This is a genomic window from Rudaea cellulosilytica DSM 22992, from assembly GCF_000378125.1.
Taxonomy (GTDB): Bacteria; Pseudomonadota; Gammaproteobacteria; order Xanthomonadales; family Rhodanobacteraceae; genus Rudaea; species Rudaea cellulosilytica.
Genome location: NZ_KB899241.1, coordinates 1,668,434 through 1,693,155, shown reverse-complemented (window position 1 = coordinate 1,693,155; position 24,722 = coordinate 1,668,434). Strand labels below are relative to the sequence as shown.

General features: G+C 64.3%; 22 protein-coding genes. 9 read left to right on the top strand and 13 right to left on the bottom strand.

From position 1 onward, the window contains the following. The first annotated feature begins 59 nt into the window (after positions 1-59). Positions 60-1,697 carry an electron transfer flavoprotein-ubiquinone oxidoreductase gene (locus tag F455_RS0107510; protein ID WP_026293173.1) on the top strand — a complete coding sequence of 546 codons (1,638 nt, stop codon included), beginning with the start codon at positions 60-62 and terminating at the stop codon, positions 1,695-1,697. Here F455_RS0107510 and F455_RS22900 read toward each other — a convergent pair. Together F455_RS22900 and F455_RS0107505 are read right to left on the bottom strand one after the other, a co-directional pair. Then, complete coding sequence (locus tag F455_RS22900; protein WP_157578520.1) at positions 1,685-2,023, bottom strand: hypothetical protein; 339 nt, start codon at positions 2,021-2,023, stop codon at positions 1,685-1,687. The genes F455_RS0107510 and F455_RS22900 overlap by 13 nt on opposite strands. Before the next feature lie 493 nt (positions 2,024-2,516). Beyond that, positions 2,517-3,722 (bottom strand): DesA family fatty acid desaturase, encoded by a 1,206-nt coding sequence (locus F455_RS0107505; protein WP_018972667.1) that lies wholly within the window; start codon positions 3,720-3,722, stop codon positions 2,517-2,519. A gap of 137 nt (positions 3,723-3,859) precedes the next feature. Here F455_RS0107505 and mutM point away from each other — a divergent pair, with 137 nt between their 5' ends. Further along, positions 3,860-4,672: a bifunctional DNA-formamidopyrimidine glycosylase/DNA-(apurinic or apyrimidinic site) lyase gene (gene mutM, locus F455_RS0107500; RefSeq protein WP_018972666.1), complete on the top strand. Its 813-nt coding sequence runs from the start codon at positions 3,860-3,862 to the stop codon at positions 4,670-4,672. Here mutM and F455_RS0107495 read toward each other — a convergent pair. The 5 genes from F455_RS0107495 to F455_RS0107470 all read right to left on the bottom strand — a co-directional run bounded on the left by F455_RS0107495 (position 4,623) and on the right by F455_RS0107470 (position 11,806). After that, entirely contained in the window at positions 4,623-6,062 is a 1,440-nt protein-coding gene (locus F455_RS0107495; protein ID WP_018972665.1) for an MATE family efflux transporter, read from the bottom strand. The two genes, mutM and F455_RS0107495, sit on opposite strands and share 50 nt — an antisense overlap. A 153-nt stretch (positions 6,063-6,215) precedes the next feature. Further along, positions 6,216-7,493 carry an amino acid permease gene (locus F455_RS20065; protein WP_033408942.1) on the bottom strand — a complete coding sequence of 426 codons (1,278 nt, stop codon included), beginning with the start codon at positions 7,491-7,493 and terminating at the stop codon, positions 6,216-6,218. A gap of 274 nt (positions 7,494-7,767) precedes the next feature. Further along, the gene (locus tag F455_RS0107480) at positions 7,768-8,109 is read right to left on the bottom strand and encodes a zinc ribbon domain-containing protein YjdM (protein ID WP_018972662.1); all 342 of its coding nucleotides are present in this window, start codon (positions 8,107-8,109) and stop codon (positions 7,768-7,770) included. Positions 8,110-8,122: 13 nt separating this feature from the next. Next, the gene (locus F455_RS0107475; protein ID WP_026293172.1) at positions 8,123-10,591 is read right to left on the bottom strand and encodes an alpha/beta hydrolase family protein; all 2,469 of its coding nucleotides are present in this window, start codon (positions 10,589-10,591) and stop codon (positions 8,123-8,125) included. Positions 10,592-10,750: 159 nt separating this feature from the next. Further along, positions 10,751-11,806: an alpha/beta hydrolase family protein gene (locus F455_RS0107470; RefSeq protein WP_018972660.1), complete on the bottom strand. Its 1,056-nt coding sequence runs from the start codon at positions 11,804-11,806 to the stop codon at positions 10,751-10,753. Positions 11,807-12,032: 226 nt separating this feature from the next. On the opposite strand from F455_RS0107470, the gene F455_RS0107465 reads away from it, so the two are divergent. The 5 genes from F455_RS0107465 to hemC all read left to right on the top strand — a co-directional run bounded on the left by F455_RS0107465 (position 12,033) and on the right by hemC (position 16,192). After that, entirely contained in the window at positions 12,033-12,695 is a 663-nt protein-coding gene (locus F455_RS0107465) for an alpha/beta hydrolase (RefSeq protein WP_018972659.1), read from the top strand. A 16-nt stretch (positions 12,696-12,711) separates the two neighbouring features. After that, a complete protein-coding gene (locus tag F455_RS20060) occupies positions 12,712-13,794 on the top strand; it encodes a sensor histidine kinase (protein WP_018972658.1) in 1,083 nt (360 codons plus the stop codon). Positions 13,795-13,898: 104 nt separating this feature from the next. Beyond that, positions 13,899-14,171 (top strand): hypothetical protein, encoded by a 273-nt coding sequence (locus F455_RS0107455; RefSeq protein ID WP_018972657.1) that lies wholly within the window; start codon positions 13,899-13,901, stop codon positions 14,169-14,171. A gap of 113 nt (positions 14,172-14,284) precedes the next feature. Next, positions 14,285-15,019, top strand: coding sequence for a LytR/AlgR family response regulator transcription factor (locus tag F455_RS0107450; protein WP_018972656.1), 735 nt, complete (start codon positions 14,285-14,287; stop codon positions 15,017-15,019). Positions 15,020-15,277: 258 nt separating this feature from the next. Further along, positions 15,278-16,192: a hydroxymethylbilane synthase gene (gene hemC, locus F455_RS0107445; RefSeq protein ID WP_018972655.1), complete on the top strand. Its 915-nt coding sequence runs from the start codon at positions 15,278-15,280 to the stop codon at positions 16,190-16,192. Between the two features lie 14 nt (positions 16,193-16,206). Here the strand turns inward: hemC and F455_RS0107440 are convergent, their stop codons facing one another. Beyond that, positions 16,207-17,109 (bottom strand): endonuclease/exonuclease/phosphatase family protein, encoded by a 903-nt coding sequence (locus F455_RS0107440; protein WP_157578518.1) that lies wholly within the window; start codon positions 17,107-17,109, stop codon positions 16,207-16,209. A gap of 19 nt (positions 17,110-17,128) precedes the next feature. Between F455_RS0107440 and cutA the strand changes: the two genes are divergently transcribed. After that, complete coding sequence (gene cutA / locus F455_RS0107435) at positions 17,129-17,455, top strand: divalent-cation tolerance protein CutA (protein ID WP_018972653.1); 327 nt, start codon at positions 17,129-17,131, stop codon at positions 17,453-17,455. A 96-nt stretch (positions 17,456-17,551) separates the two neighbouring features. Beyond that, on the top strand, positions 17,552-18,655 hold the full coding sequence (locus F455_RS0107430) for an ABC transporter ATP-binding protein (protein ID WP_018972652.1): 1,104 nt from the start codon (positions 17,552-17,554) through the stop codon (positions 18,653-18,655). A gap of 82 nt (positions 18,656-18,737) precedes the next feature. Here F455_RS0107430 and F455_RS0107425 read toward each other — a convergent pair whose 3' ends face one another. From F455_RS0107425 to F455_RS0107405, 5 genes are read right to left on the bottom strand one after another with little or no spacing between them, the layout of a single operon-like run. After that, a complete protein-coding gene (locus tag F455_RS0107425; RefSeq protein ID WP_020684059.1) occupies positions 18,738-20,675 on the bottom strand; it encodes a right-handed parallel beta-helix repeat-containing protein in 1,938 nt (645 codons plus the stop codon). A gap of 30 nt (positions 20,676-20,705) precedes the next feature. Further along, positions 20,706-21,758 carry an aldo/keto reductase gene (locus F455_RS0107420; RefSeq protein ID WP_018972650.1) on the bottom strand — a complete coding sequence of 351 codons (1,053 nt, stop codon included), beginning with the start codon at positions 21,756-21,758 and terminating at the stop codon, positions 20,706-20,708. 49 nt (positions 21,759-21,807) lie between these two features. After that, the gene (locus F455_RS23425; protein ID WP_026293168.1) at positions 21,808-22,695 is read right to left on the bottom strand and encodes an SMP-30/gluconolactonase/LRE family protein; all 888 of its coding nucleotides are present in this window, start codon (positions 22,693-22,695) and stop codon (positions 21,808-21,810) included. Between the two features lie 30 nt (positions 22,696-22,725). Continuing rightward, entirely contained in the window at positions 22,726-23,949 is a 1,224-nt protein-coding gene (locus tag F455_RS0107410) for an enolase C-terminal domain-like protein (RefSeq protein ID WP_018972648.1), read from the bottom strand. Then, positions 23,946-24,722 (bottom strand): SDR family NAD(P)-dependent oxidoreductase, encoded by a 777-nt coding sequence (locus F455_RS0107405; RefSeq protein ID WP_018972647.1) that lies wholly within the window; start codon positions 24,720-24,722, stop codon positions 23,946-23,948. The genes F455_RS0107410 and F455_RS0107405 overlap by 4 nt, the downstream gene beginning before the upstream one ends.

Here is a 24,722-nt window from a genome sequence, read left to right as displayed (position 1 = left end):
GTTTTCTTGCAAGCCGTGGCAGGATGCCCGGTTTTGCAACCAACAATGAGCCTGCCAGCATGAGCGAGCCCACTCCCCGCGATGTGATGGAATACGACGTCGTCACCGTCGGCGCCGGACCCGCCGGCCTCGCGTTCGCGATCCGGCTCAAGCAGCTCAAGCCCGACATCCGCGTCTGCGTGATCGAGAAGGCGTCGACGATCGGCGCGCAGATCCTTTCCGGCGCCGTGATCGAGCCGCAGCCGCTCAACGAGCTGCTACCCGAGTGGGGCAAGAATCCACCGCCGATCTGCGTGCCGGTGACCGAGGACGAATTCTGGTTTCTGCCCGATCAGGCGCGCGCGATCAAATCACCGATCACGCCACCGCAGATGCACAATCACGGCAACTTCATCGTCTCGCTCGGTGCGCTGTGCGCCTGGCTCGCGCCGCAGGCAGAGGCACTCGGCGTCGAAATCTATCCAGGTTTCGCCGCGAGCGAACCGCTGTTCGGCGACGGGGGCGCCGTGTGCGGCGTGCGCATCGGCGACATGGGCGTGGCCAAGGACGGAAAGCACAAGCCGGGCTACACGCAAGGCATCGACATCCTTGCGCCAATCACGATTCTCGCCGAAGGCTGCCGCGGCCATCTGTCGAAACAATTGATCGCCAAGTACCAGCTCGATGCCGACAGCGATCCGCAGACCTACGGCATCGGCATCAAGGAACTCTGGCAGGTGCCCGCGGGGCGCACGACGCCGGGCAAGGTCATGCACACGGTCGGCTGGCCGATGGACAACGCGACCTATGGCGGCAGTTTTCTCTATCACCTCGACAACGACCGCATCGCGATCGGCTTCGTCACTGGCCTCGACTATTCCGATGCGCTCCTATCGCCGTTCGAGGCGTTCCAGCAACTCAAGAACCATCCGCACATCAAGCCGCTGCTCGACGGCGGCAGCCTCGTCTCGGCCGGCGCGCGCGCGATCGTCGAAGGCGGCTACCAGTCGCTGCCGAAGGTCGAGATGCCCGGCGCGATGCTGATCGGCGATTCCGCCGGCCTGCTCAACGTGCCGAAGATCAAAGGCACGCACCAGGCGATCCGCTCGGGCATGCTCGCCGCCGAGCACGTCGTCGCGGCGAATTCGCCGACCGGCTGGGACGCAAAGCTGCGCGGCTCGGCCGTGATGAGCGAGTTGAAGAAGGTGCGCAATATCCGCCCCGGTTTCAACAAGGGGCTGTGGCTCGGCCTCGCCAACGCGGGTTGGGAAACGCTCACGCTGGGCCTGTCGCCATGGACCTTGAAGAATCACGCCGACTGGTCGTCGCTAAAAAAAGTCGCGCCCAGTGAGACTGTCGCCGAAGACCAGAAGCGCCTCGGCTACATCGAGCGCACGCTCGCCCCGCGCGACCGGCTCGCCTCGGTCTACTTCGCCGCGACCGAACACGACGAGGACCAACCCGTGCACCTGCATGTCGCCGACACCGACGTCTGCGTGACCAAATGCGCGAGCGAATACCAGAACCCCTGTACGCGCTTCTGTCCCGCCGGTGTTTACGAAATCGTCGCCGACGAATCGACGCAAGCCGGCAAGCGCCTGCAGATCAATGCCGCCAACTGCGTGCACTGCAAGACCTGCGACATCAAGGATCCGTATCAGATCATCACCTGGGTGACGCCGGAGGGTGGATCGGGGCCGAACTATCAGAATTTGTGAAGTTGTTTTTCTGTTCGTCCTTGATTCGTCGCGCGGATGTGAGTTTCGGCATCCCGCTGCGCAGTTTGCGAACGCGGCGCTTTCGGTAACCAAAGCTTGGCCGTCTTGCTCTGGCCTTTGATTTTTGTCGTCGCATCCGTTCGCTTTCCGCGCGCGTCCGGCGCGCGGGTTACTTTCTCTTGCTCGCACAAGAGAAAGATAACCAAAGAGAATGCGCCCCGGATGCCGCGCTGCCTGCGGCAGTGCGCGAGGACAGGCCGGGGTTCGTTGATTGAACGTCCCTGTCCAAGCAACGAACTCGCGCGCATCGTGCGCGCGATCCTCATGGACATTTCCGTCCTGCCCTCGCCGCGGCAAACGGGGGCCCGAAGATCAAAAACCAGATCAAGTGCCAGAGCCTGGCGCGCAGGATGCGCGCTGCTCTTGGCTCTTCCGGGTCCCCATCACATTGCGGCGGCAGCGGACGATCAGGCCCCGTAGGGGTGCGCGCGTGGAGCGCGCGCATTCCGCTATTGCACAGGGACGTGCAATTAGCGGAACCCGGCCACTGACGCGGACCCGGTGCGCAGGATGCGCGCCGGGCGCAATGTTCTGGGGCGTGTTTCTTTTGGTGACTTTTCTTTGCACGAGCACTGCGCCGCAGGAGCGGCGCGAACAGCGGAGCTGGCCGCAAAGCGGCGGAGGGCAGGATGCCCGAAGTCAAGAAAAGTCACCCGCTCGTCCGCAGGACGAGTGGAAGCTCTAGCTTGAGGACGAAAAAGCCGCGGCGCCGAAAGCCGCGGCTTTTACTTGCTTCAGGACTGCGCGATGCGCAGTCCGCTACGCGCGCACCGGCGCGAGCGCGTAGCCGCGCAGGCGCGCGGCAAAGGCCGCGAGGGCGGCGATGCCCGAGGCTTCCGCCTCGCGACACCATTCGATCAGTGCCGCCTTCATCGCTTCGGCGCCACCACTGTTGCGCTCGAGTACGGTAGCCAGGCGTGCACGGAAGTCGCAAACGGTGCGCAGGGTCGGACGGTTCTCGACCAGCGCCTGCATCTTCTGCCGCGAGTGCTCGTCGAGCCAGCGTCCGCCATTGCCGAGCGCGCGGCGCAGCGCGCGCGGCACCGCCTTGAGGTTGGCGCCGGCTTGGGCGGCGTCCTCGCGCAGGGTCGGCACGATCACGCCGCGGAAGTAGTCGCTCATCACTTCGAACTTGTGCGAGACCAGCGCCTTGATCGTCTCCGCGTCCGGCAGCTGCATGTTCGGACGCACGTCGAGCGTCGGTGCGACGCGCAGCACCTTGGCGAGGCCGACCGCGCGCAACGCGCAGATGATGCCCCAGCCGATGTCGACCTCGAACTTGCGCAGGGCGAACTTCGCCGAGCTCGGGAAAGCGTGATGGTTGTTGTGCAATTCTTCGCCGCCGATCCACAGGCCCCACGGCGACAGGTTGGTCGCCATGTCCGCGGTCTCGAAGTTGCGATAGCCCCACCAATGACCGACACCGTTGACCACGCCCGCGGCCCAGAACGGAATCCAGACCATCTGCAGCGCCGAGATCGCGACGCCCCAGATCCCGAACAGCAGGATGTTGACGACGAAGGTCAGCGTCGGTCCCCAGTACGGGTGGGCAGAGTAGAGATGGCGCTCGATCCAGTCGTCCGGGCAGCCCTTGCCGTACTTCTCCAGCGTATCCTGATTGACCGAAGCGACGCGGTAGAGATCGACGCCCTGCCACAGCACCGTGTTGATGCCGAAGAACTTCGGGCTATGCGGATCTTCCTCGGTCTCGCACTTGGCGTGGTGCTTGCGATGCACCGCGACCCATTCGCGCGTGACCATGCCGGTCGACACCCACGACCAGAAGCGCAGCATATGCGCCACGATCGGATGGAAATCGACGCCGCGGTGGCAGGCGCTGCGATGCAGGTACAAGGTCACCGCGAAGATCGTCAGCTGAGTGACGATGAGGAAATAGATCACCTTGAACAGCCAGCCCGCTTGCAGCAGACCGCCGTTGAGAAAATCCAGAACAGTATCAAACATATGCGTCTCGTTAAGCCCTACCCCGGGTATAGCAAGCCATCATACGTCAGCCGCGGAACCCGCGCCAGTGAAACTGGTGCGGTTCATACGCCCGTTCGGCCCCTTGGTCGCGCTCTAGCTGAATGGGACAATAAGCCATGCCCGAATTACCCGAAGTTGAAACCACGCGCCGCGGCATCGCGCCGCACCTGATCGGACGGCGCATCGACCAGGTGGTCGTGCGCCAACTACGGTTGCGCTGGCCGATCCCGAAGGCGCTGCGCGACAGGCTGCCGGGCCAGCGCGTCGAGGCGGTCGAAAGGCGCGCGAAATACCTGCTCGTGCATACCCAGGCCGGTAGCGCGCTGCTGCATCTGGGCATGTCGGGCTCGCTGCGCGTACTCGCGGGCGATGTCGCGCCCGGCGCGCACGACCATGTCGATTGGCGCCTCGATTCGGGGCGCATCCTGCGCTACACCGATCCGCGCCGCTTCGGCTCGCAGCTCTGGCAGGCGCCAGGCACGACACACGAGTTGCTTGCCGGTCTCGGCCCCGAACCGCTGGCCGAGGACTTCGACGGCGCGTATTTGTGGAGGAAATCGCGCGGTCGCGCGGCTGCGGTGAAGATCTTCCTGATGGACCAGAAGATCGTCGTCGGCGTCGGCAACATCTACGCGGCCGAGGCGCTGTTCGCTGCCGGTATCCACCCGAACCGCGCGGCGGGCTCGGTGTCGCTCGCGCGTTACGAACGCCTCGCCGACGAAGTGAAGCGCATCCTCGACTACGCGATCACGCGCGGAGGGACAACACTGCGCGATTTCATCTCGCCCGACGGCACGCCGGGCTATTTCGAGCAGGAGCTGTTCGTCTATGGCCGCGCGGGCGAACCGTGCAAGGTCTGCGGCGCGACGATCCGTGCGGTCACGCTGGGTCAGCGCTCGACGTTCTACTGTCCACGCTGCCAACACTGACCGCGGCCGCGGGCACGAGCATGCGCGCCTTGCGCCAGCCGCCATAACGGTAGTACAGCGCCGACAACGCTGCGGAAACCAGCGAGCCGAGCGGAAAGCTCCACCAGATCGCGTCCGCGCCCCACGCGCCGACGAAGCCATAGGCAAACGGGATGCGCACGATCCAGAGCGCGATGAGGAGGATGAGCAGCGGCGGAATCACCGCGCCGGTCGAGCGCACGACGCCAGCGAACACGAACGAGATGCCGAACAGGATGAACGACCAGATCACGATGCGGTTGATGTGCTGGGCAATCTCGATCGACCCACCGTCGGCCGGCAGGAACAGGCCGAGCGCCCCGTGGTTGAACAGATAGACGACCGACACGAGGCAACCGGTAAGCAGGACGTTGAAGCCAAGTCCGGTCAGCGCGACCCTGTCGACGCGGTCCCACAGGCCGGCGCCGACGTTCTGCGCGGCCATGCTCGATGCCGCCATGCCGACGGCGAGCGAAGGCATTTGTATGTAATTCCACAACTGGAAACAGGCGCCGTAGGCGGCCGTCGTGTGCGCACCGAAGCTGTTGACCAACGAGATCATCGCGATCATCGAGGTCGACATCACGATCATCTGCAAGCCCATCGGCACGCCTTTGGCGACGAGCGATTTCAGAATCACCGGGTCGATGCGCAGATAGTGCAGTTCTTCGCGCTTGATACGCAGAAAGTGCTTGCTGCGATACAGGTAGGTGACCAAGCCCATGAGCGTAAGCACGGTCGCGATCAACGTCGCCGTCGCCGAACCGGCGATGCCCATGCGCGGCACCGGCCCCCAGCCGAAGATGAGCAGCGGATTGAGCGCGATGTCGAGCACGACGTTGACGACGAGGAACACGAACGGCGTGCGCGCATCGCCCGCGCCGCGCAGGCTCATGCTGACGAAGGCCATGACGTAGATGAACGGGATCGCGAGAAAGATGACGCGCAAATAGGCGACCGCGAGCGGCTTGGCGTCCGCCGGCATGTGCATCCATGCCATCAGCGGTTCGGCCAGAGCGAGCCCGATCGCGGCGATGACGACCGACAGAACAATGAAAAACACGAGGCTCGTGCCGATCGCGCGCTTGGCTTGATCGAGGTTGTTCGCGCCGATGCTTTGGCCGACGAGGATCGTCGCCGCCATACCGACGCCGAATACCGCACCGATCAGGAAGAACAGGATCGTGTTCGCGTTCGACGCGGCCGCGAGCGCGGCTTCGCCGAGGCCGTGGCCGATCCAGATCGCATTGACCGAACCGTTGAGCGACTGCAACACGTTGCCGGCGAGGATCGGCAGAGTAAAAAGGAACAGCGTCTTGCCGATCGCACCTTGGGTCAGGGCGTGATTCGGCTTCTGCATCGTCGAAGACATGAGTTGGCCGTGGGCGCGGGAAGGCGCGTATCCTGACGCAGATGCTTTGCCGGCGATAGTCTTTTGAACACGCCAGCCTCGGCGTAAACTATCAAGGTACCCCGAAGAACCTACTGCGCTCGATGTTGCGCGATACGGTTTTTCGAAGTGCCCTCAACGGCGGGGCAGAAAGTGGAACGGCATGCCCGCGAGCAGCAACCCCGCACCCCAGATCAAGGCCTCGGCCCCGGTGCCGACCAGCGCCCATAGCCCGTAGACGAACGCCAGCGCGGCGACGCCGAGGCGCCATCCAGACGGGCGATCCAGGCGCGACTCGAGGCGAAGCATCGCCGCCGCGCTGAACGCGTACGGCAACAATGCCGCGGCCGTCGCGAGCAGGATCGACGCGGTGAACACCGCGACCAGCGAACCCGCGAAGTTCGCGAGCACGAGCAAGGTCGCCAGCACGCTGCCGACGACGAGGCCGATACGCGGCGTACCGTTCGCATCGACGCGGGCGAAATACGCCGGGAACAATCCGTCGCAGGCCGCCGCATACGGCACCTGGCCTTGAACGAGGATCCAGCCGTTGAGTGCGCCGAGACAGGACACGGCCATCGCCACCGCCATCGCCGTACCTGCGCCCTGCCCCCACAAGCGCGACGCCGCGTCGGCGAACGGCGCGGTCGACGTGGCCAGCCGATCCAATGGCACGAGGCCGAGCACTACGGTGCAAGCCGCGATCGTCACCGCCGCGGCGAGCGCGACGCCGAGCAGGGTCGCACGCGGAATGGTCTTCTCGGCATCATCGACATGCTCGGCCGGAATCGTCGCGCACTCCATGCCCTGCAGGGCCCACAGCGCGAGCGCCGCGGTCACCGTCGTCACCGACAGCCAGCCTTGTCCGCTCGGATTGAACGGCGTGAACGACTGCGCATCGAGCTTGCTTGCGCCAACCGCGATGATGACGAACAGCGGCAGCAGTTTCAGGATCGTGATGACGAGCTGGGCGATGCCCGCCGTGCGCACGCCGGCGATGTTGAACGCCGTGCCGAGCCACAACACGATCAGCGCACACGCCGCTTCATTTGCGGGTGTGGCAAGCGCGGGGAAGATCGCCGCGACGCTGCCGGCGAACGCGACCGCGATCGCAGCGACCGCGCACCAGACCGAGATCCAGTAGCTCCAGGCCATGATGAAGCCGGTCAAATCGCCGAACGCGATGCGCGCGTAGGCATACGGACCACCGGCAACAGGGTGGCGCCGCGAGAGATAGGCAAACACGCCGGCAAGCAGCAATGCACCCGACGCCGACAGGGCCCAACCGTAGAGACTGGCCTGCCCGTAGGGCGCCAGCGAAGCGGGCAGCAGGAACACGCCCGAGCCGATCATGTTGCCGACGACAAGTGCAGTCGCCGACCAAAACCCCAACGCACGCCGCCCTGTCGTCATGCATCGATTGTGGGACTACGACCGTTCAATCGCAATTGGTGGCGATGTCGTCCCGGGCAACGGTTAGAACCTATCTCAAAACGTAGCGAGCGATGACAGTTCGTGCGTCGCCGGAGCGCAGGAACCGGAGTTTACAAATAGTAAATGAGGATTACATGCCGCTCCTGCGACATGCCCTGCGGGCCAGCTTCGCTGTTCGCTTCGGCCTCCTGCCTCCGCAGTCCGAGCACCGCCGGCACGCGAAATGTCGAGCGCAGTAGTTTTGAGATAGGTTCTAGGCTTTCTTCACGAACTCCGATTTCAAGCCCATCTGACCGATGCCCTCGACTCTGCAGTCGATGTCGTGATCGCCGTCGACGAGACGGATGTTCTTCACCTTGGTGCCGACCTTGACCACCGACGAAGAGCCTTTGACCTTGAGATCCTTGATCACGGTCACCGTGTCGCCGTCGGCGAGGACGTTGCCGACCGCATCGCGCACGACGCGCGCTTCCTCGACGGCTTCCGCCACGGCCTGCTGCGGCCACTCGTGCGCGCATTCGGGGCAGACATACAGCTCACCGTCGACGTAGGTGTATTCGGAATTGCATTTCGGGCAACGCGGCAGATCGCTCATCTCGACGCGCCCCTCAGTTTTTCTGGCCGATATTCTGCTCGAAAAGCCGGTAGATACGCTTGTACTCGTCCAGCCATGAATCGGCATTGGTGAAGCCGTGACGATCGAGTGCATAGGGAGAGATCGTGAAACCGTCCTTGTGCAGCTCGATCAGGCGTTGGTACAGGCGCATCGAGTCCTCGAACAACACGTTGTCGTCGATCACGCCATGGCAGATCAGCAGCGGATCGCGCAGGCCGTCGGCGAATTCGATCGGCGACGAACGTTTGTAGGCGATCGGATCGTCCTGCGGCGTGTTGAGGATGTTCGAGGTGTACTCATGGTTGTACTGCATCCAGTCGGTGACGGGACGCAGCGCGGCGCCCGCGGCGAACTCGCCCGGCGCGCGGAACAGCGCCATCAGGGTCATGAAGCCGCCGTACGAACCGCCGTAGATGCCGACGCGTTTCGGATCGACATTGGCGTGGTCGACGAGATACTTCTTGCCGTCGAGCAGGTCTTCGAGTTCCGGGTGGCCCATCTGCCGGTAGATCGCCGTGCGCCAGTCGCGACCGTAGCCTTCCGAACCGCGGTAGTCCATGTCGATGACGACATAGCCCTTCTGCACGAGCAGGTTGTGGAACATCTGCTCGCGGAAATATGCCGGATACTGCAGGTGCACGTTCTGCAGGTAGCCGGCGCCATGGACGAAGACCACCGCGGGACGCTTCGCGGACTTGTCCGCATTCGCAGGCTTGTATAACTTCGCATGAATGACGCCCTTGAAGTGCGTTGACGGCACTTCGACGATCTCCGGCGCAAGCCAGGTCATGCCGGCGAACGCCGCACTGCGCGTGTCACCGAGTTCTCGCGGAGTGCCAGCGCCGTCGGCATTGGCGATCGCGAGTTGCGCCGGCACGTAGCTCGACGAATGGGTGACGAGCAATTGCCTGTCGTCATGACTCAGGGCGAAATCCTGCATGCCCTTGTACTGGGTTACGCGCTCGAGTTTGCCGCCGGCCGCTGGCACACGGTAGACATCATAGGCGTAGGGTGCTTCGGCATTCGCGCGCAGGTAGAACCATTTCCCGTCGGTCGACAGTTGCGGATGCGAGACCTCGAATTTTCCGCTCGTCAGCGCCGCAGCCTTGGCGCCCGCCGCTTTGGTATACAAATGCGCATAACCGGCCTCCTCCGACTCGTACCACAGCGTGCGCTCGTCGCGCAGGAATCCGAATTCGTTGAAATTCCAGTTGATCCAGGCCGGGTCGGTCAGGCGATGCTGCGGCACGAGCTTGTGCGCGGCGAGGTCGACCGTCGCGATCCAGCGGTCCTTGTTGTCGATCGCGCGCAACTGGATCGCAAGCGCTTGGCCGTCACGGCTCCAGACGATGCCGCCGCCACCGCCGTCATCGGCGTTGGAGACGATGCGCACGCCGCGCTGCTTCGGTTTGTCCGCCGCCTTTTCCTTCTTTTGCGCATCGGTTTTCTCCGCGGCGCCGGCCTTGCTTGCAGCCTTGGTGTTCTCCTCGCGCACGCTCTTGAGCGGATCGTCATGGATGCCGGGCAGCTCGTCGAGGGCGAGCGGATACGCCTTGTGCGCGACGAGGTCGAGCAACTGCAGCGACTGCGGTGCCGGCGCATTGCGACCGACGCGTATGCGCTCCTTCTCCGGCTCCTCGTAGCCGGATTCCGTGACATAGCGGGTCAACTCGCCGCGGCGGCCCTCGTCGTGTTTCTTCGCCATCGTCACCACGAGCAGCCAGCGCCCGTCGGGCGAAAGCTCCGTGTCGAGCAGCTTCACCTCGTCGCCGAGGAAGAACGGCGCGCTCGCACGCGTCGAATCGGCGCGGCGCATTTCCTCCGCATGTTCGCGGCGTGCGTCCTTGTCGGCCTTGAGCTTCGACAACGTCGAGAACGTGCGCAGCTGGAAATCGCGCAGGTCGTCGTCGGCCGGTTTGGCCTCGGGATCCTTCTCGGCCTTGAGCACGGCGGCCGGTGCGGTCACGTGACTGGCGAGATCGTGCACGAACCAGTCGTTGCCAGAACGGAAGCTCAACATGCGCCCATCGGCGGAGAACTGCGGCGCGGATTCCCGCTCCGGCGTGCGCGTGACCTGGCTCAGCGCGCCATTGCGCAGGTCGCGCACGAAGATGTCGCCGTTGCGCGCGAACGCCGCGCGCGTACCGGCGAGGTCGTAAACCGCATCGCTGCCGTCGCTCGTCGCCATCGCGGCGCCATCGACGACTTGATCTTTGCCTGCGGCGAGGTCGATGCGATGCAGGTCGACTATCGCTGTGGTCCCGCGCCGGGCCGAGTAGTAGACCGCCTTGCCGTCGGCAGACCAGTACGGCTGCTGCGGCGCGGCGCCGATCCAGGCCGGGTCGGCCATGATCGTTTCCAGGGTCAGTGCTGCGGACGCCGTGGATGCGGTATCGGCCTGCGCCGCTGCGGAGGCGAAGACGAGCGAAGCGGTAAGGAGGCTGAGCAGACGGCGTGGCATGCGTGAATCCCGGTTGCGCGCAAAGCGCGCAGCATAGCCGAGGCCTGCATCCAAGCAAGCGGCCGAAAGTCATGTCTCCTCAAAGACAGATAGCGATGTAGCCCGACCTCAAACCAATCGTCCCGAGACCGTCAAACCTCTCGCGCGCCGAAAAAAGCGTCAATGCACGCCCAAGGTTTTGCGGAAGAACGCGAACGCATCCGCATTGATCTGCACATGCGCCGCGGCGCGGTCGACGCCTGCCGGATCGTGACACATGCGCTCGATATCCTTGGCCAACGCCGGCGAGCACGGCGGCAGAAACACCCAGTGGTCGGCATTCGGAATTTCCTTCACGCCGACCAGGGTCTTGATCAGCGGCCGGATATGCTTTGCGTTTGCCTCCGGCGGCAGCACCTGGTCATTCTCGCCGTAATAAAGAAAGACCGGAATGCGCACGCGCTCGAAGCCGGTTTCGTCGAAGATCAGGCTGAGCGGTGCCATCGCGAATGCCGCCTTTACGCGCGGGTCGGCCGTGTCGCCATAGCGGCCGAACTGGCCTTGCATACCGTCGAACACCTGCTGCAAGGTCAGCCCCTCGTTCGCGGCGGCGGCCTTGAACTCGTCGGCATGGCCGCAGACGTCGGCGTCTTGGGGATAACGTTCGCAAAAGCCGATGAAGCGATCGAACTTCGGCTTCGCCCCGGCGACGAGCAGGCTTGTGTAGCCTCCGGCGGAGAAACCGCCCACACCGATTCGGCCGGGATCGATCAAGGCCTTCCAGCGCGGATCGGCGAGCAGCATCGTGATCACGGCCTTTACCTGGATCGCGCGACCGGCCAGTACTTCGATATGGCCTACGCCGCTCGTATCACGAAAATAGTCTTTGGGATGATTGAGCGTGGCAACGATGAACCCGCGCGCCGCGAGATACGTCGCCAAGTCGTGATGGCCGAGCGCGCTGCCGCCGTTGCCGTGCGAAATCACCACCAGCGGCTTCGCTCCGGGAATCGCCGCGGCATCCACCGTTGCGGCGACATCGTAAGGTCCCATTTCCGTCGTGCCGCGCGTCGGCTGCTTCGCGGGATAGAACACGAAGCCGTCGGTCTGGCCACCGTTGACCGGATCGGGGATGCGCACGGCCGCCACGCCGACACCGTTCACGCCGCGCGCATGGGCGAGCGCAGAGACGAAGAACAGCACGGCGGCGAAGAAGACGAACAGGCGACGAAGCATGCGGGAAGTCCGGTTGTGCGAGGGGCGCAGAATAGCGGACGCGGATACCTGCACAAGTGAAAGGTGTCACCCGCTGCCTGCCACGGTCATGCCGGCACCAGCGGAACCTGGACAGCCACCGCCTGCAAAACTCCGTTTCTGCGCCCGGTCTTCGCTGCCGAGTTTTGCGGGGACGAAGGTTCTAGGTAAGCTCCCCACTCAATTCCTCATTCCGGCCTCGTCGTGCATGCCCCTACCAACCGTTGAAATCGAAACCGCCGCCGATCCGAAACACGCGGTGATCTGGCTGCACGGCCTCGGCGCCGACGGGCACGATTTCGAGCCGATCGTGCCCGAACTCGTCGACCGCGCATGGCCCGCACTGCGCTTCGTGTTTCCACATGCGCCGGTGCGGCCGGTGACGGTCAATGGCGGCATGCCGATGCGCGCGTGGTACGACATCACCGGCATGGAGATTGCGCAGAAGCAGGACGAGGCCGGCATGCGTGCATCGATCGCGCAACTCGACGAGTTGATCGCGCGCGAAGTCGCGCGCGGGATAGTCGGCGAAAACATCATCCTCGCCGGCTTCTCGCAGGGCGGCGCGATCGCGCTCGCCGGCGGCCTGCGTCACGCGCAAAAGCTCGGCGGTATCATGGCGCTGTCGACCTACCTGCCGATGGCCGAGAAGACCGACGTGGAAATCGTGCCGGCGAATCGCGCGATTCCCATTTTCATGGGCCACGGCACGGTCGATCCGATCGTGCCGCTGCGCCTCGGCGAGATGAGCCGCGATGCGCTGCAACGCCTCGGTTATGCGGTCGAATGGCATAGTTATCCGATGGCGCACCAGGTCTGCGCCGAGGAAATCGCCGACCTGCGCCGCTGGCTCGGCGCACGCCTGAGCTGACAGCCGCGAAGCCCGCGTGAGCACGCAACCGAAGCCGACGTCGACGCCCGATTCTTCGTGGCTGCCGGATTTCTGCAGCCTGCCGGTCATCGTCGCGGTTATGATCATTGCCGAGCTGACCGTGCTCGTGATCCTGATCGCGCCGAGCGACGAGTCGCAGCCGCTGCTGTCGCGACTCGGCACCGTGACCGTGTTCGTACAATGGATCGCGATGCTGTGCGTGGTCGTGCTGTGCAAGGCGCGCGCGTGGCTGCAGCGCCTGCCGCGCCTGCACGGCGTGCTCGTCGCTTACCTGCTGATGCTCGCGATCACGCTCACCGGCAGTGCGCTCGCCTTCGTGCTCGACCAGTTGCTCAATTTGAAGCTGACCTTGCCGGCGCAATATCAATGGCGCTTCCTGTTGCGCAACGTCGCCCTGTGCGCACTGATCGGCGCGGCGCTGCTGCGCTATTTCTACGTGATCGAGCAGTGGCGCGCGCGCGTGCAGGCCGAGGCGCGCACGCGACTCGACGCGCTGCAAGCGCGCATCCGCCCGCATTTTCTGTTCAACAGCATGAACACGATCGCGAGCCTGATCCGCACCGAACCGGTCGCGGCCGAACGCGCGGTCGAGGACCTTTCCGACCTGTTCCGCGCCGCGCTAGGTGCCGACGGCAAGCCGTCTACGCTCGCCGCGGAGCTCGAACTCGCGCAGCGCTATCTCGCCATCGAACAACTGCGCCTGCGCGAACGCCTGCACGTGCAGTTCGATCTCGCCGCCGATCTTCCGGGAGACCTGCCCGTGCCGGCACTGCTGCTGCAGCCGCTGGTCGAGAACGCGATCCACCACGGCATCCAGCCGTTGCCCGGCGGCGGCACGGTGAGTCTGCGCGCGCGACGACAGGGCGACGGCGTCGCGATCACGATCGCCAACCCACGCCCGGCTGAAGGCGCGCGTGCACCATCGCGAAACGGCATGGCACTCGCCAACACGCGCAGCCGGATCGAATACCACTTTGGCCGGCGCGGTGCGCTCAGAGTGAACGAGGGCGACGAGGATTTCGAAGTCGCCTTGTGGCTGCCCGAACTGCCAATCACGGAGTCGCCGCGCCCGGCGTGAGCCGATTGCGCGCTTTTTCCGCTACAGAGTTTGTCGGGCCGCTGCCGGCCACGACAAACGACGTCCGTCCGCGGATCTGAATCCACCTTTCGAAGGAGCCCCTCATGCACGTTCCGAACCTGCGCACCTGCGCATTCGTTTTCGCTGCCGCCAGCGCGTCGCTGACGATGTCCTCGCCGACACACGCCGATGGCATGAGCGATCCCAACAAGGCAGCAGCGCTTTGCACGGGCGATGCCTACAAGGCGCGCACCGATGCGGAAATCCAGCGTTGCTGCGACAACATGGTCGGCCTGTCCGGCAAGCAAAAGTTGAAACAGTGCGTGGCGGAAGCGACAAAGTTGGTCGGGGGCAAGAAGGAAAAGCCGAAGCAGTAAACCCGACGCCGGATCGGATCGGGCAATCCCGGTTTTTTTCCGCAGCCGGAACGCTGCGGAAATACGGGCTAGAATGGGCGCTCCATGACGGTGACGCCACGCTCTCGCCAACGATGAAGGTCCTGATTGTCGACGACGAACCTCCCGCGCGCGCGCGCATGGCGAGCCTGCTCGCCGAACTCGACGGCATCGAGGTGCTCGGCGAGACCGGCGACGGGCGCACAGCGGTCGAGCTTTCCGCGCAGCTTGCCCCCGACCTTGTGCTGCTCGACATCAGCATGCCGCTGATGAACGGCCTCGAAGCCGCACACCACCTCGCCACGCTCGATCCCGCGCCCGCAGTGATCTTCTGTACCGCCTACGACAAACATGCGCTCGCCGCGTTCGAGGCGAATGCGGTGGACTACCTGGTCAAGCCGATCCGCCTCGAGCGCCTGCAGGCTGCGCTCGCGCGCGCGCAGCGCTACAGCGGCCAGACCCTGGCGAAGCTGCATTCCGCCGCGTCCGCGCAGCGCACGCACCTGTGCGCGCGCATGCGCGGAAATCTGGTCATGGTGGCGGTCGCGGACATCGACTACCTGATCGCCGACGACAAGTACGTTCGTGTGCACCATGCGCGTGGCGAGGTGCTGATCGAAGAATCGCTGAAGACGCTCGAAGCCGAGTTCGAGCAGCGCTTCGTACGCATCCACCGCAACTGCCTCGTCGCCAAGAACCGCATCGCCGGTCTTTCGCGCACGAGCGACGAACGCATTTTCGTGCGCCTGGCCGACAGCAACGAACAGCTCGAGGTGAGCCGGCGCAACCTGCCCGCATTGCGCAAGTTCGTCAAGGGAACTTCTGTTTAACTTACTGCGCTCGATGTTGCGCGCCGTCGGTGCCCGGACTGCGAAGGCAGGGATGCCAAAGCGAACAGCGGAGCTGGCCCGCAGGGCATGCCGCAGGAGCGGCATGTAATCCTCATGTACTCAACTGTACACTCCGGTTCCTGCGCTCCGGCGACGCACAAATTCTCTTCGCTCGCTACGGTTAATCAGAGGTTCCCAAGGGCGGCTAAGACCATTCGCGGACGAGACCGCCGCAACGCCTGCCGATAAAATGCCCCGATGAACATCCTCAGAATCGCCACGCGCCAGAGTGCGCTCGCCCTGTGGCAGGCCGAACACGTTGCCGCGCGCCTGCGCGTCGCGCATCCCGAGCTGAGCGTCGAACTGCTGCCGATGACGACGCGCGGCGACCGCATCCTCGATCGCCCGCTCGCGCAGATCGGCGGCAAGGGCCTGTTCCTCAAGGAACTCGAAGTCGCGCTTGCCGAGCGCCGCGCCGACATCGCCGTGCACTCGTACAAGGACATGCCGATGGAGCTCGATGCCGGATTCGAAGTCGGCGCCGTGCTCGAACGCGCCGATGCCGCCGACGGCTTCGTCAGCGCGAACTTCTCCCGTATCGACGAACTGCCGCGCGGAGCACGCGTCGGCACGTCCTCGCTGCGCCGCCAGGCGCAACTGCGCGCGCTGCGCCCGGATCTCGAATTGCTCGACTTGCGCGGCAACGTCAACACGCGCCTGGCCAAGCTCGACGCCGGCGACTACGACGCGATCGTACTTGCCTGCGCCGGTCTCGAACGGCTCGGCCTTGGCGCGCGCATCAAAAGCCGGCTCGCCGCGCCGGAATGGCTGCCTGCCGCGGCGCAAGGCGCGATCGCCGTGGAATTGCGCGCCGGCGACGCGCGCACCGCAGAGCTGATCGCACCGTTGCACGATGCCGCGACCGCGCGCTGCACCGGCGCCGAACGCGCGATGACGCGGCACCTGCAGGGCAACTGCGAAGTGCCGATCGCCGCCTGGTGCGTGGAAACCGAATACGGCCTGCAGTTGCACGGCCTCGTCGGCGACGCCGCGAACGGACGGCTGATCCGCGCTTCGGGCGCGACCCCCTTCGACGCCGAGCCCGAGGCGCTAGGCCGCAAGGTCGCGGAAGAATTGCTCGCGCTCGGCGCGGGCGAGTTGTTGAAAACCTGACCGCAGCCGAGGCTTTACGGCAAGCGAACCCTTGCCACGACCGGAAGGTGGTCCGATGGGAACCGCGCCTCAACGCTGTCGGTCAGCGTCGCATACTTGAGCACCTCGACGCCGCGGCCGACGAAGATGTAGTCGATGCGCTCGGGCAGCTTCGAGTCGAGCTTGAAATCCTCGAACGTGCCCTGCGGGCCGTACGCCGGCTCGGCGCTGACTTCGCGCGCGTCACGCAATGCCGTCTTCATCGTCTGGATCTGCTCGGTCTCGGGCGTCGAATTGAAGTCCCCAATGCAGATCATCGTGGCGTTGCCCGCGATCTCGCGCATCTTGCGCAGCATCAGCTTGGCCGACTCGCGCCGCGCGACTTCGCCCTGGTGGTCGAAGTGCACGTTGAAGACGAAGAAGCGCCTGCCGTTGACGCGATCGTGAAATTTCGCCCAGCTCGCGATGCGGTTGCAGCACTTCGCGTCCCAGCCTTTGGAGGGGCGATCCGGTGTTTCGCTTAGCCAGTAGTCACCATGCTTCTCGACCTCGAAACGCGCCGTGCGGTAGTAGATTGCCGAATGCTCGCCGGCGTCCTTGCCGTCGTCGCGGCCGATGCCGACGTGAGCGAAGCCCGGCATCGCGTCGAGATCCGTGATCTGCTCGGGCAGCCCTTCCTGCGTGCCGACGATGTCGAACTCGTGGTAGCGGATCAGCGCCCTGACCGCGTCGACACGATGCGGCCAAGCATTTGCGCCGTCGGACGCGGTATTGAGGCGCAGGTTGTAGGTCGCGATGTTGATTTCCGGCGACGCGCCAGCCGCAAAGGCAAGCTGCGCGGCGCAAAAACAAGCCAGTGCCACGAGCACTTGTGCGATGCTGAGCGGGACAACGGGTTGACGCAGGATTTTTTCGCGGCAGGATACGTACACGACCATGGTTGCTTCCTCATCCGACATGACCGCGATCATAGCGTTATGCACCTGCCCCGACGCGCAAACCGGCCAGCGCATCGCGACCGTGCTCGTCGAAGAACGCCTCGCCGCCTGCATCAACCGCCTCCCGGGACTGATCTCGACCTACCGCTGGCAAGGCCTTCTCCACCGCGAGGAAGAGCAGCTGCTCATCATCAAGACCACGCGCGAACGTTTCGATGCGTTGCGCGAGCGCATCCTCGCCCTGCACCCCTACGAATTGCCCGAAGTCGTCGCTATCGACATCGCCGCCGCGCATGCGCCGTATCTGGCATGGATCGAAACGCAGACAAAGCCGCCGCACCCTTGAACCGGCGCCCGTGGATTCGAGCGCAGTAGGTTTTTGCAGGCGCGCTCTTGTACATTCCTCCCTGCTGCATTTCGCCTCCGAGCCGCCCACCCCGCCATGGCCTCCATCGTCCTGCGCAACCTTCGCAAGCTCTACGCCGACGGCCGCGTCGCGGTGAAGGACTTCAGTCTCGATGTTCGCGACGGCGAGTTCGTCGTCTTCGTCGGCCCCTCCGGCTGCGGCAAGTCGACGACGCTGCGCATGATCGCCGGCCTCGAGGAAATTTCCGGCGGCACGCTCGAAATCGACGGCAAGGTGGTCAACGACCTCGCGCCGAAACAGCGCGACATCGCGATGGTGTTCCAGAACTACGCGCTGTACCCGCACATGAGCGTGCGCGAGAACATGGCTTTCGCGCTCAAGCTCGCCGGCCGTGGCAAAGCCGAGATCGACCGACGCGTGCTCGAAGCCGCGCGCATGCTGCAGCTCGAGCCCCTGCTCGAGCGCAAGCCCGCCGCGCTGTCGGGCGGCGAGCGCCAGCGCGTCGCGCTCGGCCGCGCGATCGTGCGCGAGCCCAAGCTGTTCCTCATGGACGAGCCGCTGTCGAATCTCGACGCCAAGCTGCGTGTCGAGATGCGTGCCTCGATCGGCCGGCTGCACGACCGCCTCGGCGTGACCACGATCTACGTCACCCACGATCAGGTCGAGGCGATGACGATGGGCGACCGCATCGTCGTGATGAAGGACGGCGAAATCCAGCAGATTGCCGCGCCGATCGAGCTCTACGAATTCCCGCTCAACAAATTCGTCGGCGGCTTCATCGGCTCGCCGGCGATGAGCTTTCTTCCCGCGCGCTGGGAAGCGGGCGCCTTCAACGGCCGGGGATTTGCGCTGGCATTGGCGCCGGCGCAGCGCGAACGATGGAAGCTCTGCGAACACCAGGACGTCTGGCTCGGCCTGCGTCCCGAGACGCTGCGCCTCGTCGATAAAGACACCCCTGCCACGCACGGCCGCCTGCACGGCACTGCCGAAGTCGTCGAGCCGCTCGGCGCGGAGACTATCCTCACCCTCGCCATCGGCGCGGAAGATCGCGTCGTCGCGCGCATCGCCGGCCATTTGCGCCTGCGCGCCGGCGCATCGGTCGAGCTCGGACTCGACCCGGAAAAGTTGCACGTATTCGACCGTGCGAGCGAACTGAACCTGGGCCGCGTTGCCGCCTGAGCGCAGGTCGCGCACGAGGTGCGAACGCATAAACAAAAACCCGCGCAAAGCGCGGGTTCATTGTGCAACCCATCTCGGATTTTCAACTGCCAGTGTGACCAGCTTTCGGCCAGACCTTGACCTCACCGTTCAGATGGCTTTCGAAGGGGCCTGGAAACGGATTCGATGTGTCGCGCTTGGCGCCCAGGTAGTCGGTATCGATCATCATCGGCGAGCCGTCGGCGAGCGTGTATTCCTGCTGCGGAATTTTCGCTTTGCCGAGCAGGGCGGTGGTCACGAGGGGACGCTTCACGGCCTGCTTCCATTTTGCGTCTGTGGCGAGGGTGAGGTACCAGCCGTCGGCTTTTTGCACGAGTTTCGTGCCGATATCGAAGACGGGCGCATTCAGGGCGTCCTTGTCGAAACGCGATCCCCATGCGCCCTTCGCGAAGACATTGCCGGTCATGTGACATTCCCAGCCCTTGCCGGCCGCGTTGTAACCGAAGAGTTCGACACCCTTGGCAAGAATATTGTTGATCCAGCGGACGTCTCCGACGGGATTGTCGTGCAAGGCGATCTGATCGGTGGCGTGTGGCTTCATGTACGGCGTGCGGCGCTCGTCGGGAAGTATCTGCAGACTGCCGGTGACGAGGTTGTGCGCGAAAGCCGCACCCTGGGAGTTCGCCAGGTAAGCGCGAGGCGAAAGAAACAGGTTGTTGGCGACGAGAAAGGGGCCGTGATCCACTTCGGTAAAGAGGTCGCGGCTGTTGTCATGGAAAAGATTGCCGGTGATGCGCGTACCCTGCGCCATCCAGTCGAGCCAGATGCCGCCCGCGTTGCCGATGTGATGGATGTGGTTGTCGGCAATGACGACATCGATCGCACCGTGGAACTTGATACCGGCCATCTCCGCGCCGTCCCAGATGTCTTGCGTGTTGCAATCGCTGATCTCGTTGCCGACCACCTGGCTGAAGGCGCAGCCGAGGCTGCCGACGACGCCGGTCTGACCGCAGTGATGGATGCGGTTGTTGCGCACGATATGCGAGCCGATTTTCTCCTTCGTCCAACCGCCGGTCTTGAGTGCGTCGTTGATCGTGAGGTAGTAGCCGTCCGTGGTGCCGCGCTTGCCGTCGAACTCGTCGGAGTACTTGCCGAGCGCGACGCCGGAGCAGCGCGAATAGCAGATCTCGTTGTTCTCGATGATCCAGCCCTTGTTCCAGTAGGCGCTGACGAGACCGCGCTGGCCCATGGTCGGTGCGGCCCAGTTCGTTGCGGCGTTGCGCAGTTCGAAACCGGATAGGGTGATGTAGTCGATGCCGATTTTTTCCGGCGTGAACACGGTGGGGCGCACGCAGACTTCGACGGCACCGGAATTCGGATCGGTGGCCGCGGGGAAGCGTGCATAAATGGTCGTGCTCCCGTGCTCCCTACCCTGCTTGCCCTGATCCACGAGCGCGAACCAGGCCGGCCTTCCATCTGCCACCTTCGTCATCGCGTCGAGATCCAGGGCCTCCGGGAGCCATTCGCCATGCACGTAGACCATGCCGCGCCGGTGGTCGCGTCCTTGGCCGTCAAACCAATCTCCGCCTACTTTTTCGACGTAAGGATTGAACGCGCCGAAATAGGCGTTGGGGATAACAAGCTTCCACGTGTCGCCGGAGACCTTCTCCCAATGGGTGAAGGAATCGGAACCCGTGATGACGACCTTCTCGCCTGGCGCTGCGCGGTAGGTGATGCGTTTGCTGTCGGACGTGCCTCCGCGCGGCGGTCTCACCCACTCGCGGTACACGCCGGCGTGGACGACGATGGTGTCGCCGGGCATGGCTTTGGCGGCCGCGGCAGAAATCGTCTTCAGTGGCTGCGTGACAGAGCCTGGCGCGGAGTCGTCGCCATTCGCCGCGTTGACGTGAATCTCTGCCGATGCCGCGGTGTCAACCGATGCGCTCGCGACATTGGCATGAATGCCGGTCGCCACAAGAAGACCGGCGCAAACGGCCTCACACAAGAACTGACGGCGCGACACGGAATCTGGCTGGCTCATGAAATGCTTACTCCTGAGGAATCGGTTCGATCAGACAGATGCCGCGTGAGCTTCGACCACGCTCGGCGGCGTTGGTGCATCCGCGCGCAGAAGGCCGGTATGCTTGAGTTCGGCCCAAAAATCGGCGGGGATCGGCGTCGTGACGAGGCGCAGCGAGGCAAGTGTCTGCGCTTCGTTGGCAAGCCCGGGGAGTACTGCGGCAACCTGGGGGTGGCCAAGCGGAAATTGCAGTGCCGCAGCCGCAAGCGGGACGTCGTGAGCCGCGCAGATGCGCTCGATCGCGGCCACTTTTTCCACCACCGCCGCAGGCGCGGCACCGTAGTCGTAGCGGCTGGCCTTGGCCGAACCGGTCGCGAGAATGCCACTGTTGTAGGGACCACCGATCACCAGCCGCACGTCGCGTTCGATGCAAAGAGGAAACAGCGTGTCGAGCGGCGCCTGCTCGATCAGCGTGTAACGGCCGGCAAGCAGCATCACGTCGAAATCGCCGTGCGCGAGCGCCTCGACGCAGACTTCCGCTTCGTTGACCCCGAGCCCGAAAGCGGAAATTTCGCCGCTATCGCGCAGCTCGCGCAAGGCGCGATAACCGCCCTCCATGAAGGTGCGGAAATGATGCGGGTGATCCGCGCCATGAGTGCGCTCGCCAAGATCATGGACGAACAGGATGTCGATGCGCTCGCGCCCCAGCCGGCGACGGCTCTCTTCCCACGATCGCATCACCGCGTCGTAGCTGTAGTCGTATACGGGCCGGAACGGTTCCGGGGAGACGAAACCGGAGCGCACCGCGTCGAGGTCGGCATCCGCATCGGGCTCGAGCAGGCGGCCAACTTTGCTCGATAGCACGATGCGGGCATCCGGGTCATATTTTGCCAGGATTCGCCCGATCCGTTTCTCGGAAAGGCCGAAGCCATAGAAGGGCGCGGTGTCTACATAGCCAATCCCGCTTTCGAGTGCGGCGGCGAGAGTGCGCTCGGCATGCTCGTCGGAAATCGGTCGATACAGATTGCCGAGATTGGCGCCGCCAAACGCGATCGGTCCAATCGTTTTCAGCAGTGCGGCGCAGTCGTGCGATACAGATGGCATCAAAGATTTCCGTAGTTCGATATTGGCGTGCAGGTAGCGGCGGGCCGCCTCAGCGCTTTGCGAGGCGGAATCGGTTGGCCGGGCGTCCGCGCACTCCGACGTCAAGGGCGAACAAGCTGCCTTCCAAGCTCTCGTCGAATTGACCCGCTTGCATGCCGAATCTCGATGAGGTGACAAACAACGTCGAAAAGTCTTCACCGCCAAAGGTGCAACTGGTCGGGGAGTCGCAACCCACCTTGACTTCGCGATCCACACGTCCGTCCGGTGCGAAACGAACCACGCAGCCGCCGCCGGCAACGCGGCAGTTCCAAACGAAGCCTTCGGAATCGAGGCAGGAGCCGTCGGGGAGACCCTTCGCATACGCCGGCGTGAAACTGCGCCGACCCGTCACGCTGCTCGCGCCGTCCCAGGCGTAAGCGTAGAGCGCGTTCTCGAGGGTATCGGCGGTGACGAATTGGTTGTTCGACCAGACGAACGTGTTCGTGATGCCGAACTCGGGCCCCGTCAGCGCACGTACCGAACCCGCGCCGTCGATGCGGTAGATCGCGCCGCGACGCCCGGACATCGGCAGCGGCCCGCCGTGAGAATCCACATTGTTCTGCATCGTGCCGACCCAGAAACTTCCGTCGGGGGCGACACAACCTTCGTTGAGCCGATTATCGGGTCGGTCCGCTTCCACGAGCGCGAGCGTTTCGAAGCGATCTTCGAAATCCCACAGCGCAACTTCATGACGGAAGCCGATGACCGCACCGTCATCCTCGCGCAGGCCGATCGAAGTGGGCATCTCGGCGGTGGCACGGACCACGTGTGTCCCGCTCGCGGGATGAAAACGATGAAGCCGTCGTCCGACGATATCGACCCAAAACAGCGTCTGCCGACGCTCGCACCAGACGACGCTCTCGCCGACCACATCATTGCACTGCAGAACGCTATTCATGTTTGGAACTCCACCGGCCATGCCCAAGCATCATCCTTTTCGCAGAGCGGCATGACGCTGCTCGGGCAGCACGGCGTACCAGCCAGGCCGCGCCGGATCGCGGTCGTAGGCATAGCCGCCCAGTTCTTTGTACAGTTCGGCGTATTGGGCGAGCTTGTCGCGGTCGAGCTCCACGCCCAGACCCGGCCCCTGCGGCACGGCGATCTTGCCGCCGCGGTATTTCATCTTGCCGCCTTTGATGATGTCGTCGGTCAGATGGTGGTAATGCGCATCGCCGGCGAAGACCTGGTTCGGTAGCGCGGCGCCGAGGTGCAGCATCGTCGCGAGTTGGATGCCGAGTTCGCCCGAGCTGTGCACGGCGACGCCGATGTTGAACTTCTGGCAGATCACGCCGCCGAGCCACGCCTGGCGCAAGCCACCCCAGAACGTCGTGTCGAGCAACACCACGTCGGCCGCGGTCGCACGCACGTTCTGCGTGAGCTGCTCGAAGTTGACCACGACCTGGTTGGTCGCGGTCGGGATGCGCACGAACTCGCGCACGCGGCGCATGCCCTCCAGACCCCAGGCGGGATCTTCGTAGTAGTCGTTGTTCAAATCCTCGATGGCCTTGCCGAAGCGGATCGCCTGCTCGACACTCCAGCCACCGTTCGGATCGATGCGCACGCCATCCTTCGGAAACGTGTTCGCGACGGCGCGGAACACTTCGAGCTCGTGATCCGGCGTGAACACCCCGGCCTTCAATTTGTGTGCAGTAAATCCGTGCTCGGCCTTCAGCGCCTTGGCGTGCGCGACCATCTGCTCGGCCGTCTCTTCCCCGCCCTTGCCGGTCTTCTTGTCGAAGTCGCGGAAGAATAGATAGGAAGCGAACGCCACCTCTTCACGCAGCGCGCCACCGAGCAGATCGCAGGCACGGATGCCGAGCTTCTTGCCGATGATGTCGATGCAGGCGAACTCGATCGCCGCGTGCATCTGCGCGCGGTTGTTGTAGAGCGAGGCGGTCGGGTTGCAGATCTTCCAGTACAGCTGTTCGAGCTGCAGCGGGTCGTGCCCGATCAGATACGCATTCAGGCCGTTGATCGCCGCTTCGGTGGACTCGCCGCCGCCACCCATCTCACCGAGGCCGATGATGCCTTCGTCGGTCTCGACTTCGACGATGGTGCGAACGAAACGGCCCCAGTGCGAGCCGACCGAGTGGCGCAGCGGCGCCTCGAGCGGGACGGTGACCGTGGTTGCTTTGATGTTCGTAATCTTCATGCTCTCTTACTCCCTGCCACGCTGATACCGAGACCACCGTCGATGCGGTAGTACTGTCCGGTGATGAACCCTGCCCTGTCCGACGACAGGAACAGCACCAGTTCCGCGATTTCCTGCGGAGTGGCGATCCTGCCGAGCGGATGCATCTGCTTGCACTCCTCGAGCACCTCCTGAGGATCGGGCGATTGCTGGATCGCCCAGTGCAGCATCGGCGTGTCGATCGTGCCGGGACAGACCGCGACGCAGCGCACCTTGGGCGCGTAGTCGACCGCAATGCTGCGCGTCAGTCCGAGCAGTGCGGTCTTGCTCGTGGTGTAGGCGGCCACGTTGTGCTGACTCAGGAAACTCTGCACGCTGGCCATGTTGATGACGACGCCGCCGCCTTCGCGCTGGATGACCGGCAACGCCGCCTTCGCGCACAGAAACGCGCTCTTGAGGTTCACGCCGAGCGTGCGATCCCAGACCTCTTCGCTGGTTTCCGTCACCGTGCCGTAGGTCTGGATGCCGGCGTTGTTGACGAGGATGTGAAACCCGCCGAGCGTCTGATCCGCTTGCTGCAGCGCCTGATCCACTTGCGCTGCGCTTGAGACGTCCGCCTGGAAAAAGTGTGCGCGCGGACCGAGAGTCCGCGCCAGTTCGCTGCCCGCGGCGACATCGACATCGATCAGAGCGACGCGCGCACCTTCGCGGCAGAACGCCTCGGCCACCGCCGCGCCGACGCCTTTGGCCGCACCGGTAACGACGACGCCTTTGTTGGAAAATTCCGCAGTCAT

Bases quoted from the DNA above. Each gene is read 5' to 3' on its own strand.
- F455_RS20065 (WP_033408942.1), bottom strand. From the start codon at position 7,493: ATGACGACAGGGCGGCGTGCGTTGGGGTTTTGGTCGGCGACTGCACTT.
- F455_RS0107405 (WP_018972647.1), bottom strand. From the start codon at position 24,722: ATGACTGCGGAATTTTCCAACAAAGGCGTCGTCGTTACCGGTGCGGCC.
- F455_RS0107425 (WP_020684059.1), bottom strand. From the start codon at position 20,675: ATGAGCCAGCCAGATTCCGTGTCGCGCCGTCAGTTCTTGTGTGAGGCC.
- F455_RS0107420 (WP_018972650.1), bottom strand. From the start codon at position 21,758: ATGCCATCTGTATCGCACGACTGCGCCGCACTGCTGAAAACGATTGGA.
- F455_RS0107450 (WP_018972656.1), top strand. From the start codon at position 14,285: ATGAAGGTCCTGATTGTCGACGACGAACCTCCCGCGCGCGCGCGCATG.
- F455_RS0107470 (WP_018972660.1), bottom strand. From the start codon at position 11,806: ATGCTTCGTCGCCTGTTCGTCTTCTTCGCCGCCGTGCTGTTCTTCGTC.
- F455_RS0107475 (WP_026293172.1), bottom strand. From the start codon at position 10,591: ATGCCACGCCGTCTGCTCAGCCTCCTTACCGCTTCGCTCGTCTTCGCC.
- F455_RS0107495 (WP_018972665.1), bottom strand. From the start codon at position 6,062: ATGTCTTCGACGATGCAGAAGCCGAATCACGCCCTGACCCAAGGTGCG.
- F455_RS0107505 (WP_018972667.1), bottom strand. From the start codon at position 3,722: ATGTTTGATACTGTTCTGGATTTTCTCAACGGCGGTCTGCTGCAAGCG.
- F455_RS0107455 (WP_018972657.1), top strand. From the start codon at position 13,899: ATGCACGTTCCGAACCTGCGCACCTGCGCATTCGTTTTCGCTGCCGCC.
- mutM (WP_018972666.1), top strand. From the start codon at position 3,860: ATGCCCGAATTACCCGAAGTTGAAACCACGCGCCGCGGCATCGCGCCG.
- F455_RS0107430 (WP_018972652.1), top strand. From the start codon at position 17,552: ATGGCCTCCATCGTCCTGCGCAACCTTCGCAAGCTCTACGCCGACGGC.
- cutA (WP_018972653.1), top strand. From the start codon at position 17,129: ATGACCGCGATCATAGCGTTATGCACCTGCCCCGACGCGCAAACCGGC.
- F455_RS0107480 (WP_018972662.1), bottom strand. From the start codon at position 8,109: ATGAGCGATCTGCCGCGTTGCCCGAAATGCAATTCCGAATACACCTAC.
- F455_RS22900 (WP_157578520.1), bottom strand. From the start codon at position 2,023: ATGAGGATCGCGCGCACGATGCGCGCGAGTTCGTTGCTTGGACAGGGA.
- F455_RS23425 (WP_026293168.1), bottom strand. From the start codon at position 22,695: ATGAATAGCGTTCTGCAGTGCAATGATGTGGTCGGCGAGAGCGTCGTC.
- F455_RS0107465 (WP_018972659.1), top strand. From the start codon at position 12,033: ATGCCCCTACCAACCGTTGAAATCGAAACCGCCGCCGATCCGAAACAC.
- F455_RS0107510 (WP_026293173.1), top strand. From the start codon at position 60: ATGAGCGAGCCCACTCCCCGCGATGTGATGGAATACGACGTCGTCACC.
- F455_RS0107410 (WP_018972648.1), bottom strand. From the start codon at position 23,949: ATGAAGATTACGAACATCAAAGCAACCACGGTCACCGTCCCGCTCGAG.
- hemC (WP_018972655.1), top strand. From the start codon at position 15,278: ATGAACATCCTCAGAATCGCCACGCGCCAGAGTGCGCTCGCCCTGTGG.
- F455_RS0107440 (WP_157578518.1), bottom strand. From the start codon at position 17,109: ATGGTCGTGTACGTATCCTGCCGCGAAAAAATCCTGCGTCAACCCGTT.